This window comes from Isobaculum melis, from assembly GCF_900111355.1.
GTDB lineage: Bacteria > Bacillota > Bacilli > Lactobacillales > Carnobacteriaceae > Isobaculum > Isobaculum melis.
In genome coordinates this window covers 25,433-43,109 of sequence record NZ_FOHA01000002.1, presented here as the reverse complement: position 1 = coordinate 43,109, position 17,677 = coordinate 25,433, and the positions used below count along the sequence as shown (strand labels likewise).

Here is a 17,677-nt window from a genome sequence, read left to right as displayed (position 1 = left end):
GGAAAAGCGATGACTACTGAAAAAACAACCTGTTTGATGTGTCAGCAAGTCTATTCTACAAATGAAGGCACCTATGTAAAAGAGCTACCAGAAACATTCAAGCTTTATCTGAAAGCTAAGTATGGGGACGTAGCAGAGGATTATTTTATTTGTGAAGCTGATTTGATTCAAGAGCGTATTGCATACGTACGAGCTACAATTGGACTTGATCAAAGTGAAATGAGCCTTTTGCATCAACAAGTACTTGAAAGTATTGCTAAGGATGAAATGATTGTGCAAGAACCAAATAAAGCAGTAGATAATCAACGCACACTTGGGCAAAGAGTAGCAGATAGATTAGCTAAATTTGGTGGTAGCTGGATTTTTATTTTTGCATTTATAGCTGTGTTATTAACTTGGATTATCATTAATTCAATTGCTATTTTTGTGAAACCTTTTGACCCTTATCCCTTTATTTTACTAAATCTTGTCTTATCCTGTTTGGCAGCTATTCAAGCACCTGTGATTATGATGAGTCAAAATAGACAAGAAGCAAGAGATCGAGAGCAATCTACAAATGATTATAAGGTCAATTTAAAATCAGAAATAGAAATTCGGTTATTACATGAAAAAATGGACCATATGATGACAACACAATGGCAACGATTACTTGAAGTTCAAAGTATTCAAGTGGACTTACTTGAAACCTTATGCAAGCAAGTTGAAACTTTCTCAAACGAAAATCAAGACTGTCAAAAAATGCAAAGAGAATCGTCGTTAAAAGAATCACTATAAGGTTGTTTGTGATAGCTTTAGATTCTTTGAGGCATTATTTTAAGTGCAGAAATCTTTTGATTTAATAAAATAATCGGATTTATTTCAACCACTAGACATACCCTATAAAACTATTGTAAAATGATAAATGATGTTGATTGAAAAAGGAGCGAGAAATAAGGATGTTGGCGAATATAGGTGAAAAAAAATATAAGAACCTCGAAGAGCATGCTTATATGTATTTACAAAATAAAATCAAATTAAAAGAAATTTTACCATTTGAGCGAATTATTGAATTAACCATTGCGGAAGAATTAAACATGAGCCGTACACCAGTTAGAAGAGCCATTCAAAAATTAGAGCAAAACAATTTTGTCACAATTGAATCAAACAAAGGAGCAGTTGTGAATCCACCTTTTATTGATAGAGAAAAATACATCCAACGAGTAGAATTCATCGAACTTATTTTTATTCATGTGATTAATCATGTGGAAGCCAAATCAATTCCATTAGATATCCAGCATTTTTCTAATAAACTAGTCTTAATGAATGACTATTTAGAAAAAAAAGATTATCATTACTTTTTTGCCATTGAGCGTACGTTTATTGTTGAGTTTGTTGCACTGGCACAAAATGATTATATGACAGAGCTTGTGAGTCAGACACATATTGATTTAGTGTCACGATGTAATGAGGATATTAAAGGTGTCATGGAACGCAATACTGCACAAATGATTCCAAGATTAATGGAAGTGATGCGTTCAATGGATAACCAGCACTTTATGCAAGCTAGAAAACAGGTGCGAACAACCATTAATCATTTATTATTATCAGCTATTCGCTAAAAAAGAAGGAAATTTCTCTAGGTTGTGTCAGAAAACGACCAAAAATGAGAAATTTCTTTTTTGTTTAGACTCTTAGTGGATTTTTAAAGAAGTTCTATCTTTTTTTTGGTATAATAAAGAGCGATTGATTGAAAGAGAGGATGGCGTAAATGGTTTCAAAAGAAGATATTATAAAAGGGATGAACCCTAGACAAAAAGAAGCAGTTATTCATACTGATGGCCCGCTTTTAATTATGGCAGGTGCAGGTAGTGGGAAAACACGTGTGTTAACTCATAGAATTGCTTATTTAATTGAAGAAAAACAGGTAAATCCATGGAATATTTTAGCCATTACGTTTACAAATAAAGCCGCAAAAGAAATGAAGGAACGTGTGGAAAAATTATTAGGTCCAACTGGTGATGGTGTTTGGGTATCTACCTTTCACTCAATGTGTGTTCGTATCCTAAGACGTGATATTGACCAAATTGGATACAATAAGAATTTTGTGATTTTAGATCCAGGTGATCAGCAAACAGTCATCAAGCAAATTTTAAAAGATAAAAATATGGACCCTAAAAAGCATGAACCAAGAGCAATTCTTTCTAGAATTAGTAATGCCAAAAATGATTTATTAACAGCAAAAGCTTATAGCTTACAGGCTGGTGATTATATAGAGCAAAAAACGGCTGAGGTTTATGAGCAATATGAACGAACTTTAAGAAGAAGTGAAGCCGTTGACTTTGATGATTTGATTATGTTAACCATTCGCTTATTTACAGAAAGCCCAGATACCTTACAATATTATCAAAGAAAGTTCCAATATATTCATGTAGATGAGTACCAAGATACCAACCATGCGCAATATACTTTGGTTAACTTATTAGCTGAACGCTTTAAGAATCTTTGTGTTGTTGGGGATGGTGACCAAAGTATTTATGGCTGGCGTGGGGCAGATATGCAAAATATTTTAGATTTTGAAAAGGATTATCCTAATGCAAAAGTGGTGCTATTAGAACAAAATTATCGTTCAACTAAAACCATTTTACAAGCTGCAAATGAGGTCATTGAAAATAATACAAACCGTAGACCGAAAGCGTTATGGACTGAGAATCAAGCAGGAGATATGATTACTTATTATCGTGGTCAAAGTGAACATGATGAAGCGCGTTATGTTGTAGCGAAAATGCAAGAAGAGATGCGCGAAAAAGATTTGAAGTATGGAGATTTTGCTGTTCTTTATCGTACCAATGCCCAGTCCCGTGTGATGGAGGAAAATTTATTAAAATCAAATATTCCTTATACCATGATTGGTGGACATAAATTCTATGATCGTAAAGAAATTAAAGACCTACTAGCTTATCTCCGTTTATTAGTCAATCCAGTGGACTCAATTAGCTTCCAGCGTGTGGTCAATGTACCTAAAAGAGGAATTGGACCAGGAACAATTGATAAATTGCGTGATTTTGCTGATTTATATGATTGGTCATTACTTGAAGCGGCATTAAATATTCAAATTTCTACTATTTCTGGTAAAGCAGCAACTGAGCTTGAAAAATTTGCAATGATGATGAGAGATTTAAGAGGTAAATTAGAAACCTTATCTGTCACAGAAATTGTGGAAGAAATGCTAGAAAAAACAGGCTATTTAAAAAACTTAAAAGCAGAGAATACCTTAGAATCTCAAACAAGAATTGAAAATATTCAGGAGTTTCTAACGGTGACACAACAATTTGAAGAAACCGCGGAAGAGGAAGAGCAAAGTCTAGGCAGCTTTTTAGATGATTTAGCTTTAGTTGCTGAAATTGATAACCTAGATATGGAAGAACAGCAATCGACGGTTACATTAATGACCTTACATGCTGCTAAAGGGCTAGAATTCCCCATTGTCTTTTTAATTGGGATGGAGGAAGGCGTCTTTCCACTTTCTAGGGCAGCAATTGATGAAGCTGATCTAGAAGAGGAGCGTCGTTTAGCTTATGTAGGTATCACGCGCGCAGAACGTAAGCTTTATTTAACCAATGCCTTTTCAAGAATGCTTTATGGGCGAACACAAGCCAACCCAGCCTCTCGCTTTATGAATGAATTAAGCGATGAGGTATTAGAAATGGGGAATAGTACGAGTCAAATGAGTACACCATTTGGGAATAAACCAAGTATGAGTAACCCAAGCATGAGTATGCAGCGTTATCAAAACAATCAAGTCACTCGTGCAACCAGTACAACCTATCAAAAACCAGCAACAAAATCACTGACTGAAAGTGGTGCAGACCAATTATCATGGAGTGTTGGAGATAAGGCCATGCATAAAAAATGGGGCGTTGGAACAGTGGTTAAAGTCAGTGGCGACGAAAATAGTTTAGAATTAGATATTGCATTTCCAGAGCAAGGCATCAAGCGTTTACTCGCAGCATTTGCACCAATTACTAAAGTTTAAAAAGGAGGCTTTTACATGTCGTTTGAAGAAGCAAAAAAACATGTTGAAGTGTTGAGAGAGCAATTAAACGAAATGAGTTATGCCTATTATGTGAAGGATGCACCAGCTGTCACAGATGCTGAATATGACCAAATCTATCATGAATTAGTTGGAATAGAAGAAGCTTATCCAGACTTAATTACAGCAGATTCTCCAACACAAAGAGTGGGTGGCACGATTTTACCAGGCTTTACCAAAATTGTACATGAGATTCCAATGTTAAGCTTAGGAAATGCCTTTAATGAAGAGGATTTACGAGATTTTGACCAACGCATCAAAAAAATCATTGAAGCAGATGTGGCCTATATTTGTGAATTAAAAATTGATGGCTTGGCGATTTCCTTAAAATATGTAGATGGACAGTTTGTGCAAGGGGCAACTCGTGGAGATGGAACGGTTGGCGAAGATATTACACAAAATCTAAGAACGGTAAAATCGGTACCATTAAAATTAAAACAGCCCGTTTCAATTGAAGTCCGTGGCGAATGCTTTATGCCTAAAAAATCCTTTGTGGCACTAAATGAAAAAAGAGAAGCAGCAGGCGAAGATTTCTTTGCGAATCCAAGAAATGCAGCAGCAGGCAGCTTACGTCAATTAGATCCTAAAATTGCAGCAGAAAGAAATTTAGATTCTTTTCTTTATACCGTTGCAGATTTTGGGAGCATCACAGCCTCAGGACAAGAAGAAGCTTTAGAAGCATTAGATCGTCTAGGCTTAAAAACCAATCATGAGCGTGCCGTTTGTCAAGATATTGAAGAAGTCATCCAATATATTCGTGATTTTGGTGAAAGACGTAGTGAGCTTCCTTATGAAATTGATGGGATTGTGATTAAAGTCAATCAATTTAAGCAACAAGAAGAGATTGGCTATACGGTAAAAGCACCTCGTTGGGCGATTGCTTATAAATTTCCAGCAGAAGAAGCTGTCACCATTGTGCGAGATATTGAATGGACAGTTGGTAGAACAGGTGTTGTGACACCAACCGCTATGATGGATCCTGTTCATTTAGCTGGGACAACTGTAGCAAGAGCTAGTTTGCATAATCAAGATTTAATTCAAGAACGAGATATTCGCATTGGTGATCATGTTTTTGTGCATAAAGCAGGAGATATTATCCCAGAGGTAACAAGAGTGAAATTAAGTGAACGTGAGACAGATAGTGAGCCTTATCAAATTCCTGAGCAATGTCCAGCTTGTCAATCTGAATTGGTACACTTAGAAGAAGAGGTGGCTTTGCGCTGTATTAATCCAAAGTGTCCAGCCCAAATTGTTGAGGGCTTATCTCACTTTGTTTCTAGAAATGCCATGAATATAGATGGTTTAGGTATCCGAGTGTTAACACAAATGTTTGAAAAAGACTTGGTTCATGATGTAGCTGATCTATATCAATTAACTTATTATGAGATGCTAACCTTAGATAAAATCAAAGACAAATCAGCAAATAATTTATTAACAGCCATTGCGAGTAGCAAAGGAAATTCTTTGGAGCGCTTATTATTTGGCTTAGGAATTCGTCATGTAGGTGCCAAAGCAGGTAAGTTACTAGCGGAGCATTTTGAAACAATGGAAGCATTAGCTAAAGCAACACCAGAGGAGATTGCAGCCATTCCTTCAATTGGGGAAATTATTGGTGAAAGTGTCCGCACTTATTTTGATAATGAAGAAGTGCATGAATTATTAAGAGAATTAAGAGAAGTCGGTGTCAATATGACTTATCTGGGGAAGAAAAAAAGTGAGCAGTCTACGCAAGAAACTGCCTTTAATGGGAAAACTTGGGTATTAACAGGAAAATTAACCCATTTTACTCGTGATGAAGCTAAGGAAAGAATTGAAAATCTTGGTGGAAAAGTCACGGGGAGTGTTTCCAAAAAAACAGATGTTGTGGTGGCAGGTAGTGAAGCTGGTAGCAAATTAACCAAAGCGGAGAATTTAGGTATAACTGTTTGGAATGAGACCCAATTATTAGAAGCGCTAGAGGAGGAAGAGAAATGAAACAGAAGCTATTAGTGACCTTAAGTGCCATCATCCTTGTGCTATCTGGCTGTTCAGCTGGAATTGGTGGAGAAAATATGACAGGTGACAAAAAAGAAAGTGATGGAGATAAAAAAACAGTCACGAATCATCAGCTTTCAAATGAATATTATCGCACCTTAGTCCCCTATAAAGTGAGTACAGCAAGAGGTGTGACTGTTGAAAATTTAAACTCAAGCTATAATGTGAAGGAATTTGAAACTGGCTTATTAGGGATTTCACAAAAAGTATTCCCAACAGATCAGTTTATTTTTGAGGAAGGGCAACACTTAGATCGTGAAATGGTTACTGAATGGTTGGGAAGAAAATCAGAGGAAAACCCAAATGGATTGAATCCAGAAGATAATGGGAATGTTGAGCCAACTGGACGTAATCCAATGTATTTAGCACAAGTACTTGAACAAGATTATATGGTTCAAAATGGTGATGATATTTCCTTAGGTGGCATCACTATTGGACTAGCGATGAATTCAATTGATTATTATCGTAAAGTTGCTTATGGCGATATCTTTAAAACGGAGATTTCTTCTGAAGATACATTGGCAAAAGGAAAAGAAATGGCCGATCAAGTGATTAGTCGTTTAAGAGAAATGGAAGGCTTAAGCCAAATTCCAATTACCATTGCCATTTATGAACAATCTAGCCAAGATAGCTTATCACCAGGAAATTATCTTGCTTATGCAGTCAGTCAAAATGGCGCAACAAATGTCACTGATTGGAAAAATGTGAATGAAAAAAATATGGTTATGCCTTCTGATGAAGCGAAAGAAGAGCATAATGATGATTTAACCTCTTTTGCAAACTTTCAAACAGCGATTCAAGATTATTTTCCTAATTTAAATGGTGTTGTTGGTAATGCAAAATATGTTGATAATGTGTTATCAAAATTGACCATTACTGTTAACATTCAATTTTATGGAGAGGCAGAAATCATTAGTTTTACACAACATGTGGCAGATTCAGTTGGAAAATTTTTACCTAATTCAGCTGCCATTGAAGTTCGCATGATTTCAGTCAATGGCATGGAATCGTTTGTGAGCCGAGATGCTGGTGGGGAAACAATGGTCAATCATGTATTTAATTAGCTAAAGGCTGAGCAGGTGTCTGAAAATGCCAGTGGCAACTATTTTAAAGCTGTCGCCATCGTTTTTAGACACAAGCTAGTAGACATACGCTCTTTATGCTAAAATAGAGAAGAAGCTTAGGCTAAAATAGCAGCAGAAAGAAGGGAATCAAATGGCAATTAATGAAGAACAAGTCAAGCATGTTGCAAAACTTGCAAAACTTTCTTTTAAAGAAGAAGAAATTTCACAATTTACAGAGAAATTGGATCAAATTATTCAGATGGTTGAAACCTTGGAACAAGTTGATACAACAGGTGTTCCAATCACAACTCACGTATTAGATACAGTCAATGCATTTAGAGAAGATCAAGCAGAAGAAGGAACTGATCGTGACCAACTGATGAAAAATGTACCCACTTCTCAGGATGGATTTATCAAAGTACCTGCAATTATGGACAATGGGGAGGCTGGAGCATGAGTTTATTAGAGAAAGATTTAAGCGAATTACACAACCTTCTTGTCTCAAAAGAAATTACTTCTGTTGATGTGACAAAAGCTACTTTTGACCGTATTCGTGAAACAGAAGAGCAGGTTGGTTCATTCATTACATTAGATGAAGAGCATGCAATGGAATTAGCTAAAAATATTGATGCTAAAGGGATTACAACGGATAATGTCTTAGCTGGTTTACCAATTGGGATCAAAGATAATATTGTCACAAATGGTTTAAAAACAACAGCAGCAAGCCGAATGCTAGAAAACTTTGTACCAATTTATGATGCAACCGTGATGGAAAAAATTTATCAAGCTGATATGATTCCTGTTGGTAAGCTAAATATGGATGAGTTTGCTATGGGTGGTAGTACTGAAACTTCTTATTTTAAGAAAACAAAAAATCCTTGGAATTTAGAAAAAGTACCAGGTGGTTCATCAGGTGGTTCAGCAGCTGCAGTGGCATCTGGTCAAGTACTGATGTCTTTAGGTAGTGATACAGGTGGGAGTATTCGTCAGCCTGCTTCATTTACAGGGATTGTTGGATTGAAGCCTACTTATGGTCGTGTTTCTCGCTATGGTTTGATTGCCTTTGCCTCTAGCTTAGATCAAATTGGTCCATTAACAAGAACCGTTCGCGATAATGCTTATGTATTAAATGCGATTAGTGGTTATGATGCCAAAGATGGTACCAGTGCAGGTGTCTCTGTACCGGACTTTACAGCAAAATTAACTGGCGATATTAAAGGCCTGAAAATTGGTGTTCCTAAAGAATACTTGGCTGATGGTCTTCAACCAGAAGTAAAAGAGGCCGTTTTAAAAGCTATTGAAACGTATAAAGAACTAGGCGCAACTGTGGAAGAAGTCAGCTTACCACATTCACAATATGGTGTAGCGGTTTATTATATCATTGCTTCAAGTGAAGCCAGCTCAAACTTATCCCGCTTTGATGGGATTCGTTATGGTTATCGTTCTGAAAATGTTACAAACTTAGAAGATGTTTATATTAACTCTCGTTCTGAAGGCTTTGGGATGGAAGTAAAACGTCGCATTATGCTGGGGACATTTGCCTTAAGCTCAGGTTATTATGATGCTTATTTCAAAAAAGCTGGTCAAGTTCGCACATTGATTAAACAAGATTTTGAAAAAGTTTTTGAAAGCTATGATTTAATCTTAGGACCTGCAGCACCAACAACAGCCTATGGTATTGGTGAAAAATTAGACAATCCATTAACCATGTATTTAAATGATATTTTAACAATTCCAGTAAACTTAGCTGGTAACCCAGGGATTTCGATTCCTTGTGGCTTTGATCAAGAAGGATTACCAATTGGGTTACAATTAATTGGGAAGCATTTTGATGAAGCAACAATTTATCAAGCAGCAGATGCATTTGAACAAGCAACAACATTCCATCAAGAAAGACCAAATTTGTAAGGGGAGGAGACGAACAGAATGAATTTTGAAACAGTAATAGGACTTGAGGTCCATGTAGAATTAAAAACAGCATCAAAAATGTTCTCACCAGCTCCAGCCCATTTTGGTGCAGAACCAAATACAAATACGAATGTCATTGACTGGGGTTATCCAGGTGTTTTACCCGTTGTCAATAAAGAAGCCGTTTCATTTGGTATGAGAGCTGCCATGGCTTTAAATTGTAAGATTGCACAGCATACAAAATTTGACCGTAAAAACTACTTTTATCCAGATAATCCAAAAGCTTATCAAATTTCACAATTTGATCAACCGATTGGTTATGATGGCTGGATTGAGATTGAAGTAGAGGGTGAAAAGAAAAAAATCCGAATTGAACGTGTCCATTTAGAAGAAGATGCAGGGAAAAATAATCATGGGACAGATGGCTATTCTTATGTAGATTTAAACCGTCAAGGTACCCCATTAATTGAGATTGTTTCTGAAGCGGATATGCGCTCACCAGAAGAAGCCTATGCTTATCTTGAAGCCTTGAAACAAATTATTCAATATACAGGCGTTAGTGATGTAAAAATGGAAGAAGGTTCAATGCGCTGTGATGCCAACATTTCTTTACGTCCAATTGGGCAAGTTGCTTTTGGTACAAAAGCAGAATTGAAAAACTTAAACTCATTTAACTTTGTTAAACGTGGACTTGCTCATGAAGAAATTCGTCAAGAAAAAGTTTTACTTTCTGGTGGCATTATTCAACAAGAAACTCGCCGTTTTGATGAAACAACTGGCGAAACCATTTTAATGCGTGTCAAAGAAGGTTCAAGTGACTATCGTTACTTCCCCGAGCCTGATATTCCAAACCTAGTCATTGATGATAGCTGGGTTGAACGTGTTAGAGAATCTATTCCTGAGATGCCTAAAGAAAGACGCCTGCGTTATGTTTCTTCATTAGACTTACCAGAATATGATGCAATGGTCTTAACCTTAACACCAGAAATGTCAGATTTCTTTGAAGCAACCCTTGCTGCAGGAGCTACACCAAAACAAGCTTCTAACTGGTTAATGGGCGAAGTTTCAGCTTACCTGAATAGTGAACAAAAAGACTTGCATGAAATTGGCTTAACACCAGAAAATCTAGCAGGAATGATTGGTCTGATTGAAGATGGTACTATTAGTTCTAAGATGGCTAAAAAAGTCTTCCGTGAATTAGCTGAAAATGGCGGCGATGCAAGAAAAGTAGTAGAAGCTAAAGGCTTAGTACAACTATCTGATCCAGCACAACTCTTACCAATTATTAATGAAGTATTGGATAACAATCCTCAATCGATTGAAGACTTTAAGAATGGAAAAGATCGCGCAGTCGGCTTCCTAGTTGGACAATTAATGAAAGCAACCAAAGGACAAGCAAATCCAGGTGTTGTGAATAAATTGTTAAATCAAGAATTAAGCAAGCGTTAAGCTATCCATTTTTTAGAATTCAAAGTAGTAGGAGGATTTAAGTTGAAAGCTAGAATAATATATAACCCTACCTCTGGAAGAGAAATTATCAAAAAAAATCTTGTAGATATTTTACAAGTATTTGAAGAAGCTGGTTATGAAACCAGTGCCTATGCGACGACTCCAGAACCTGATTCAGCTAAAAATGAAGCAAGAAGAGTTGCTTTAGCAGACTTTGATTTAATTGTCGCAGCAGGTGGAGATGGGACCATTAATGAAGTGGTTAATGGGATTGCAGACTTAGAAAAACGCCCTAAAATGGCTGTGATTCCTGCTGGTACAACGAATGACTATGCACGAGCACTTCATATTCCGCGAAATGATGTGGTTGCAGCTGCTAAAGTTGTGCTAAAAAAACAAATGATTAAAATGGATGTCGGTCAAGCAAATGATACCTATTTCATTAATATCGCAGGTGGTGGTTCTTTAACAGAGCTCACTTATGAAGTGCCATCACAACTAAAAACCATTTTTGGTTATCTTGCCTATCTTGTGAAAGGTGCAGAGAAGCTGCCAGGAATTAAACCAATGAATATGCGTTTAACTTATGATGATGATGTTTATGAAGGGGAAGCGAATATGTTCTTAGTTGGGTTAACCAATTCAATTGGTGGCTTTGAGCAGATCGCACCTGATGCGCATTTAGATGATGGAGAATTCTCTTTAATTATTGTTAAAAAAGCTAGCTTAACAGAAATGCTGCATATGGTTGCATTAATGCTTAATGGTGGGCGACATATTACCCATCCAAAATTAATTTATACCAAAACAAAATATCTAAAAGCAGAGCCCTTAGATGATAAACAAATGATGATTAACTTAGATGGCGAATACGGTGGTGATGCACCAATGGAATTCAGGAATTTGAAGCAACATATTGAAATGTATGCAGATGTAGATTCGATTCCAGATAGTGCAGTAACGGGTGAATTGCTAGAGGTTGAAAATGCCTTCATTCGTGAAGTAGAAGAATTAACAGATGAAGATATTGATGGAGATGGCAAAGTCTATTCATCCAAAAAATAATAAACAATAGAATTTTGCTGTTCTAAAAGAAGTTTTTTCTTGAAAGAGCAGCAAATTTTTATGAAGTCAATCTTGGAAACAAGAAGTGGGAGAGAAAAAAATGAAAACACAGCACACAGTACCTGTTTCTAAAAATGAGAAACATATTGTTACAATTGAAGATTTAACACATGAAGGAATGGGTGTAGCTAAAATAAAAGGCTACCCAATCTTTATTGATAATGCTTTACCAGGGGAAAAAATTGAAGTAAAGATTCATAAAACAGGTAAGAGCTTTGGTTATGGTAAAGCGATGAAATTTTTAACTTCAAGCAAAGATCGCGTAGAAATCAAAGATGAACATCTTGGAAAAGTTGGGATTAGCCCGCTTCAACATCTATCTTATAGTAAACAATTAAGTTTTAAACAAGATCAAGTAAAAAATGTCATGCAGCGTATTGCCAAAATGCCAGAAGTTCCTGTAAAACAAACTTTAGGGATGAAAAATCCTTGGGGCTATCGCAATAAAGCCCAAGTTCCTGTTAGAAAACAAAATGAAAAATTAGTGACAGGATTTTTCCGTAAAAATAGTCATGATGTGATTCCAATGGAAAACTTTTATATTCAAGATCCTAAAATTGATGAAGCGATTTTAACCGTTAGAAATATTATGCGCACTTATAGTGTAAAACCCTATAATGAGCAACAACATACTGGTAATTTGCGCCATATCATGGTTCGTCGTGGCTATCATACTGGGGAAATCATGATTGTCTTAGTCACACGTACAGCTAAATTATTTCCAACGAGCAAGATTATTCCTGATATTTTAGAAGCTTTACCAGAAGTTAAAAGTATTGTGCAAAATGTGAATCCAAAACACACCAATGTGATTTTAGGTGAAGAGAATATTGTGCTTCATGGCGAAGATAAAATTGTTGATACAATTTTTGATAACCAATTTGAAATTTCATCAAAATCATTCTACCAAGTGAATCCACAACAAACAGAAGTCTTATATCAAAAAGTATTAGACTATGCAGCTTTAACTGGTAATGAAACAGTGATTGACCTTTATGCTGGTATTGGTACGATTTCATTAACCATGGCGAAGCATGCCAAACATGTGTATGCAGTTGAAATCATTGAGGATGCTGTGAAAAATGCAAAAGCAAATGCTACATTAAACAATATCGATAATGTGACATTTGAATTAGGAACTGCTGAAGAATGGTTGCCACAATTAGCTGAAAATGGGATTAAAGCTGATGTTTTAGTAGTAGATCCACCAAGAAAAGGCTTAGAAAAAGAATTAGTGGAAGCGATTATTGACATTGCGCCTAAAAAAGTGGTTTATGTCAGCTGTAACCCAGCAACCTTAGCAAGAGATTTAGCTTTATTAGCTGAAGGCGGGTATGATGTGAAAGAAATTCAACCAGTCGACATGTTCCCACAAACACATCATGTGGAGTCTGTGACATTGTTGGAAAAACGTTAAATATGAAAACTTAAATAGCACAAAAATAAGTATTCTATCATGGAATGCTTATTTTTGTGCGTGAAAATGACAATAACTGTAAGAAATATATTCTTTATATAGACAAGGTGTAGGCTTATACTGTATGATAAAAATGTAGAAACTATTCATAAAGGAGGCCTCATACAAGATGAGTGAGAAAAGTAAAAAAGTAAATGAAGCATTAAGGATTGTTTATGATTCTTCAACTGGCTTACAGGGAATAAAAGATGAGGCGGGGAAAGAAATTGTATCATGCATCTATGAAGATATCTTATACGTGAAAATATATCATCAATTTATCATAAAAAAGAATGCACGTTATGGCATTATTGATGCACAAGGTCATATCATTGCAGAAGCAAAATATTTACATATTATTGTGAGTCATTACATTGACTATGTATTAGAGGATGGCTATTATATTCAAAGTGAAAAAGGATTTGGTAGAATATCCACTAGTGGTCAAGTCATCGTTAAGCCTAAATATTCAGAAATTGAAACAACTGGTAAGTTTTTTTATGAGGCATCTATTGATCGTTATACACAGGATTATTACTACTATACTGGTAAGCAAATGAAAGAGACTATTAATGAGTTAAATGATGGCTATTTTTGTAAGCTAATCAAACAGGATGGCCAGTATCTCAGTCAATTATTTAATAAAAAATTTGAGATGATAAATAATGAGGTTACAGTAAATTTTGGTTCACGCTATTCAAATGGCTATCTGCAGGTTAATGTATATGATGAGGAAGATAATAGACATCTAGGCTATATAGATGCAGAAGGTAAAATCATCACCAAAGCATACTATGATGGAGGAGAAAGCTTTTCAAAGGATGGCTTAGCGGTTGTGTATCAAGATGATAAATATGGTGTAATTGATACAAAAGGAAATCTCATTATTCCTTTAGCATATGACGCCATTCATGATTTTCATGAAGGATATGGAATTGTGAAGAAAAATAATAAATGGGGTGCTTTTGATACACAAGGGCATGAAATTTTACCAATCATATATGATGCATTGTCCAATCATCATCATGGTGGTTTTATTTATCTACTTGGAAATGAGGATGGTTGGGTAGATATCAAAAATAATCGTTATCAGCTAATAACCCAAGATGATGGGGAAACATTTTTTTACTATGATAAAAATGGTAATAAAGCCCCTCTTCATACGGTAGATGAAGCTTTTCCATTTCTTGGTGAGGGCTTAGAAGTATCCTTTAATAAGAAGAAAGGATTGATAGATAAGGTTGGTAAGACAATTGTTAACCCAGTATATGATCAGATTTCATCTACCTTATTGGGTGGGATTGGCTTTGCAAGAAAAGGCAAGTATTGGGGTATTATAACGGAGGATGGAACAGAAGCTACTGATTTTATCTATGATAATATTGGTTTTTTAGCACCAGGATATTGTGTTGGTAGAAAAGATTCAAAATGCACACTTCTATCAAAACAGGGAGCTATCTCAGAAAATATATTTGATTATATTGGCAGTAAAAATGAGGTAGGTATATTTTGGACTTATGCAGTATTATCTGAACGATATGTCCCTATTTCCGCAAATGACTATCGAACATTCTTACATGAAAGTACTTATTCAAATATTCACGCGCTAGAGATAAAAAGAGACAAACTTAGTTTTAAAACGGATTTAGGCTACCTAGCGATTGATGGACAGCTTACGGAAATCATCAATCCGCTTTTATCAAAAAAACAAACGCTTCATCCAATAGAAGAATCCATACCATCAATTATTGAAGAAAGTGGTATGCTCTCATTGAAAAATAAGATTGGAAAAATTCCAAGTATGTACAACTATACAACAAACACCTATTATGTAGAAACCTATCAAAAAGAAATGCTGGACAGGATGTCACACTATGAAAATAGATTTCTATTAGGACTGATTGCATCTATGACTAAATGGGCATTTTATCGGATTAAAGATGTGACTGAAACGTATCTAAATACCCATTCTTTTCAGCAAAGAATTCAATCTCTTTATGTAGGCAGTTTTAGATTTGATTATGTAAGTGATAATTTTGATTGGTATGGAGGTTTTTCAGAAAAAATCGCAACAATTTGTCAAGATGCAAAAGAAGCGAGTAAATTAGACTATTTATCAAAAATTGATTTCCAACTCTATAATATGTATCGTTTTCACATCAGTCGTAGTAGTGCAAGATTTATTGGTCAAAGTACAACAGAAGTTTATGCGATTATAAGAGCAGGCCTGCCTAAGAAATATCAAATAATCTTTGAAAAATGGGTATTAGATGTATTAGAGCGAGCAAAACCCTATTGTTATCAAACGCAAGCAACTATTTATAGTGAAAGTGTGATATATGACGAAAAAATGGATCAACTAGTCTCACCACAATTTTATTTTGATCAAGATTATGTTTGGGATAGATTAGAGAATGAACAACAGATAAAGGACTATATTAGTCAAGAAAGTATAAAAGAAAATCCCTATCTAGATTTAAAAGCAATTGAAGCCAATCCTTTAAGCTTTTTTGCATAAATAGCTCTATGAAAAATGAGTAGGAACTGACGAGCAAAAAGTATCAATCATTGGCTACCAACTAGCCTCTTTGACGCTTAGTAGTTCAACTTTATAGGAAAAGTGATTGCGTAACAGCTATCACTTTTTTTTGATTTGTTATAGGACAGCGATAAATTTGTGACAAAGTTATGCTGACTTTAATTAATGGAAGTTAAGTTGTTAACGTTAAAATAATCAGGTATTTAATGTTGTAAATGAAGCCCCTATGATTGAAAAATTGAGATCTTTATTGTTGTTTTTAAAAAATGACCTACTATTAAACAGGAATCCATTAGCTTCTTTCTTGCTATTTTATTACCAAAAGACTACTCGTTATTTGAGCGCTAAATAATCAATTAGATAGGTCATTTGTATTCATTATTCTTTTAGGGTAAAATGATTTTATAAGTGGAATAATCAGTTTATACTTTATAATATTACAAAAATAATGCCAGAAAATAGCTTGTCTATTATAAGCAAATAAAAAAATAGTCAACAGAGTGGAGAAGGATGAAATGAAGCATAAAGAGTCATTACATAGACTAGTAATGATAATGATACTATTCACAATATTAATCGGTTGTTCATTAGAAAAAACGCATCAAGTCCTGGCCTCAGAAGGGACTTCTAAAACCGCACAAAAAGAAATAGAAGATGTTTGGTTACAGACTTGGCGTCGTACAGGCTTAGCGATTACCAATATCGCTCCTTTGCTTTTAGAACAAGATCAGGACTATGCATTTTTAAGCTACTATGAATATAAAAGAGAAAATACCAATCAACTTGGCGAGAAGGTACAGCGCATTGATTTTAAAATTCCACAGTTTAATGACTCATCTCCTGCAGCAATCAGACTGAATCGACTCATTAACCAAATGGTATCAAGTGATCTTACATCTGAGGAGAAGTTCTATCAGGATGCCTACTTCTCAGAAAAAGGTTCACTAGAACAAATTGCGTTAAAAAGTAGTTTTGTTCGGGGATATGATGTTACCTATTCTGATTATCAATTAACAAATATTGTCTATAATGGTTATATCTATAAAGGGGGAGCCCATGGCATGCCTATCTGGAATAGTCATGTCTTTGACCGGAAAAACGGCGTTGAACTGCGATTAAGTGATTTATTTGGTGATGAAGTGGATACGGTCATTACAAGCTGTTACCAAGCTTTTGATCAATTGATTGAAGAAGATCAAACAAGATTTTTTCCTGATGCAAAGGAGTGGGTTCGCAGGGAAACAAAAGAGAGTCAAAATTTTTATTTAACCCCTGAAGGAATTACATTCTTCCATTATCCTTATGCCCTGGGACCTTATAGTAGTGGGATTATAGAAGTGACGGTTCCTTATGAACAGCTCCCTACTCTGCAATATTAAGATTGAATCTATGGTGCTCACTTGTTATGATAGAAGAAATAAAGGGGGACAACAAAGTGGCAATTACAATTCCATATTTGATTTTTAATGGCGAAGCAAAAGAAGCAATGGATTATTATGGGTATGTGTTTAATATGGAGCAATCATGGTTTGAGGTTTATAGCGAGATGCCACAATATCAAAATGATCCAGCAGTTATAGGAAAGGTTTCTCATGGTCGATTAGCTTTAAATGGAGAGGATTTGCTCTATTTTGAAGATACATTAGGAGAACAAACAACCACTGGAACATTAGTGAATTTATCTTTTCAATTTCAAGATGAAGAGACAATTCAAGTAGCTTATCAACGAATGACAGAAAATAGCACAATCCATATACCGCTTGGAAAAGCTCCATGGGGTGCAACTTATGCACAATTAACAGATCGATTTGGTGTGCAGTGGAAATTAAATTATCATCCTATTGATTAAGTGAATAGACAGTCAATTTCAAAGCAGTTTAATTTGAAATTGACTGTCTTTTTTATTTTAAACCGGAATGCTTAGAAATAGTGTATTTTTTTATGTATCTTATGAATGGCTACTAGAAACTTAGTTGATTTCTTGAGTGGTTATGCTATCATAGTAATTGGAAAATAGTCGTATACGAATGAGT

13 protein-coding genes are annotated in these 17,677 nt (G+C 35.3%); all 13 read left to right on the top strand.

The genetic code is table 11. The annotated features are described in order from the left end of the window. The first annotated feature begins 9 nt into the window (after window positions 1-9). A complete protein-coding gene (locus BMW29_RS01970) occupies window positions 10-774 on the top strand; it encodes a DUF1003 domain-containing protein (protein ID WP_245706210.1) in 765 nt (254 codons plus the stop codon). 161 nt (window positions 775-935) lie between these two features. Next, window positions 936-1,598: a GntR family transcriptional regulator gene (locus tag BMW29_RS01965; RefSeq protein ID WP_092649765.1), complete on the top strand. Its 663-nt coding sequence runs from the start codon at window positions 936-938 to the stop codon at window positions 1,596-1,598. A 149-nt stretch (window positions 1,599-1,747) separates the two neighbouring features. Further along, window positions 1,748-4,012 carry a DNA helicase PcrA gene (pcrA, locus tag BMW29_RS01960; RefSeq protein WP_092649762.1) on the top strand — a complete coding sequence of 755 codons (2,265 nt, stop codon included), beginning with the start codon at window positions 1,748-1,750 and terminating at the stop codon, window positions 4,010-4,012. 15 nt (window positions 4,013-4,027) lie between these two features. Next, complete coding sequence (ligA, locus tag BMW29_RS01955; protein WP_092649760.1) at window positions 4,028-6,043, top strand: NAD-dependent DNA ligase LigA; 2,016 nt, start codon at window positions 4,028-4,030, stop codon at window positions 6,041-6,043. Further along, window positions 6,040-7,167 (top strand): CamS family sex pheromone protein, encoded by a 1,128-nt coding sequence (locus BMW29_RS01950; RefSeq protein WP_092649758.1) that lies wholly within the window; start codon window positions 6,040-6,042, stop codon window positions 7,165-7,167. The genes ligA and BMW29_RS01950 overlap by 4 nt, the downstream gene beginning before the upstream one ends. Before the next feature lie 151 nt (window positions 7,168-7,318). Then, on the top strand, window positions 7,319-7,624 hold the full coding sequence (gene gatC, locus BMW29_RS01945; protein WP_092649756.1) for an Asp-tRNA(Asn)/Glu-tRNA(Gln) amidotransferase subunit GatC: 306 nt from the start codon (window positions 7,319-7,321) through the stop codon (window positions 7,622-7,624). Beyond that, window positions 7,621-9,075: an Asp-tRNA(Asn)/Glu-tRNA(Gln) amidotransferase subunit GatA gene (gene gatA, locus BMW29_RS01940; RefSeq protein WP_092649754.1), complete on the top strand. Its 1,455-nt coding sequence runs from the start codon at window positions 7,621-7,623 to the stop codon at window positions 9,073-9,075. Before gatC ends, gatA begins: the two co-directional genes overlap by 4 nt. An 18-nt stretch (window positions 9,076-9,093) precedes the next feature. Continuing rightward, complete coding sequence (gatB, locus tag BMW29_RS01935) at window positions 9,094-10,524, top strand: Asp-tRNA(Asn)/Glu-tRNA(Gln) amidotransferase subunit GatB (protein ID WP_092649752.1); 1,431 nt, start codon at window positions 9,094-9,096, stop codon at window positions 10,522-10,524. A gap of 42 nt (window positions 10,525-10,566) precedes the next feature. Next, window positions 10,567-11,589, top strand: a complete 1,023-nt coding sequence (locus BMW29_RS01930; protein WP_092649750.1) for a diacylglycerol kinase — start codon at window positions 10,567-10,569, stop codon at window positions 11,587-11,589. Window positions 11,590-11,689: 100 nt separating this feature from the next. Then, window positions 11,690-13,066 carry a 23S rRNA (uracil(1939)-C(5))-methyltransferase RlmD gene (gene rlmD / locus BMW29_RS01925; RefSeq protein ID WP_092649748.1) on the top strand — a complete coding sequence of 459 codons (1,377 nt, stop codon included), beginning with the start codon at window positions 11,690-11,692 and terminating at the stop codon, window positions 13,064-13,066. Between the two features lie 169 nt (window positions 13,067-13,235). Continuing rightward, window positions 13,236-15,623 carry a WG repeat-containing protein gene (locus BMW29_RS01920; protein WP_092649746.1) on the top strand — a complete coding sequence of 796 codons (2,388 nt, stop codon included), beginning with the start codon at window positions 13,236-13,238 and terminating at the stop codon, window positions 15,621-15,623. 536 nt (window positions 15,624-16,159) lie between these two features. Then, window positions 16,160-17,023: a DUF3298 and DUF4163 domain-containing protein gene (locus BMW29_RS01915; protein WP_092649743.1), complete on the top strand. Its 864-nt coding sequence runs from the start codon at window positions 16,160-16,162 to the stop codon at window positions 17,021-17,023. Window positions 17,024-17,079: 56 nt separating this feature from the next. Next, window positions 17,080-17,493: a VOC family protein gene (locus tag BMW29_RS01910; protein ID WP_177165643.1), complete on the top strand. Its 414-nt coding sequence runs from the start codon at window positions 17,080-17,082 to the stop codon at window positions 17,491-17,493. Window positions 17,494-17,677 lie beyond the last annotated feature (184 nt).

Excerpts from the sequence above, each read along its gene's own strand:
- BMW29_RS01950 (WP_092649758.1), top strand. The coding sequence starts at position 6,040 with ATGAAACAGAAGCTATTAGTGACCTTAAGTGCCATCATCCTTGTGCTA.
- gatB (WP_092649752.1), top strand. The coding sequence starts at position 9,094 with ATGAATTTTGAAACAGTAATAGGACTTGAGGTCCATGTAGAATTAAAA.
- rlmD (WP_092649748.1), top strand. The coding sequence starts at position 11,690 with ATGAAAACACAGCACACAGTACCTGTTTCTAAAAATGAGAAACATATT.
- BMW29_RS01920 (WP_092649746.1), top strand. The coding sequence starts at position 13,236 with ATGAGTGAGAAAAGTAAAAAAGTAAATGAAGCATTAAGGATTGTTTAT.
- ligA (WP_092649760.1), top strand. The coding sequence starts at position 4,028 with ATGTCGTTTGAAGAAGCAAAAAAACATGTTGAAGTGTTGAGAGAGCAA.
- BMW29_RS01970 (WP_245706210.1), top strand. The coding sequence starts at position 10 with ATGACTACTGAAAAAACAACCTGTTTGATGTGTCAGCAAGTCTATTCT.
- gatC (WP_092649756.1), top strand. The coding sequence starts at position 7,319 with ATGGCAATTAATGAAGAACAAGTCAAGCATGTTGCAAAACTTGCAAAA.
- BMW29_RS01965 (WP_092649765.1), top strand. The coding sequence starts at position 936 with ATGTTGGCGAATATAGGTGAAAAAAAATATAAGAACCTCGAAGAGCAT.
- gatA (WP_092649754.1), top strand. The coding sequence starts at position 7,621 with ATGAGTTTATTAGAGAAAGATTTAAGCGAATTACACAACCTTCTTGTC.
- pcrA (WP_092649762.1), top strand. The coding sequence starts at position 1,748 with ATGGTTTCAAAAGAAGATATTATAAAAGGGATGAACCCTAGACAAAAA.
- BMW29_RS01915 (WP_092649743.1), top strand. The coding sequence starts at position 16,160 with ATGAAGCATAAAGAGTCATTACATAGACTAGTAATGATAATGATACTA.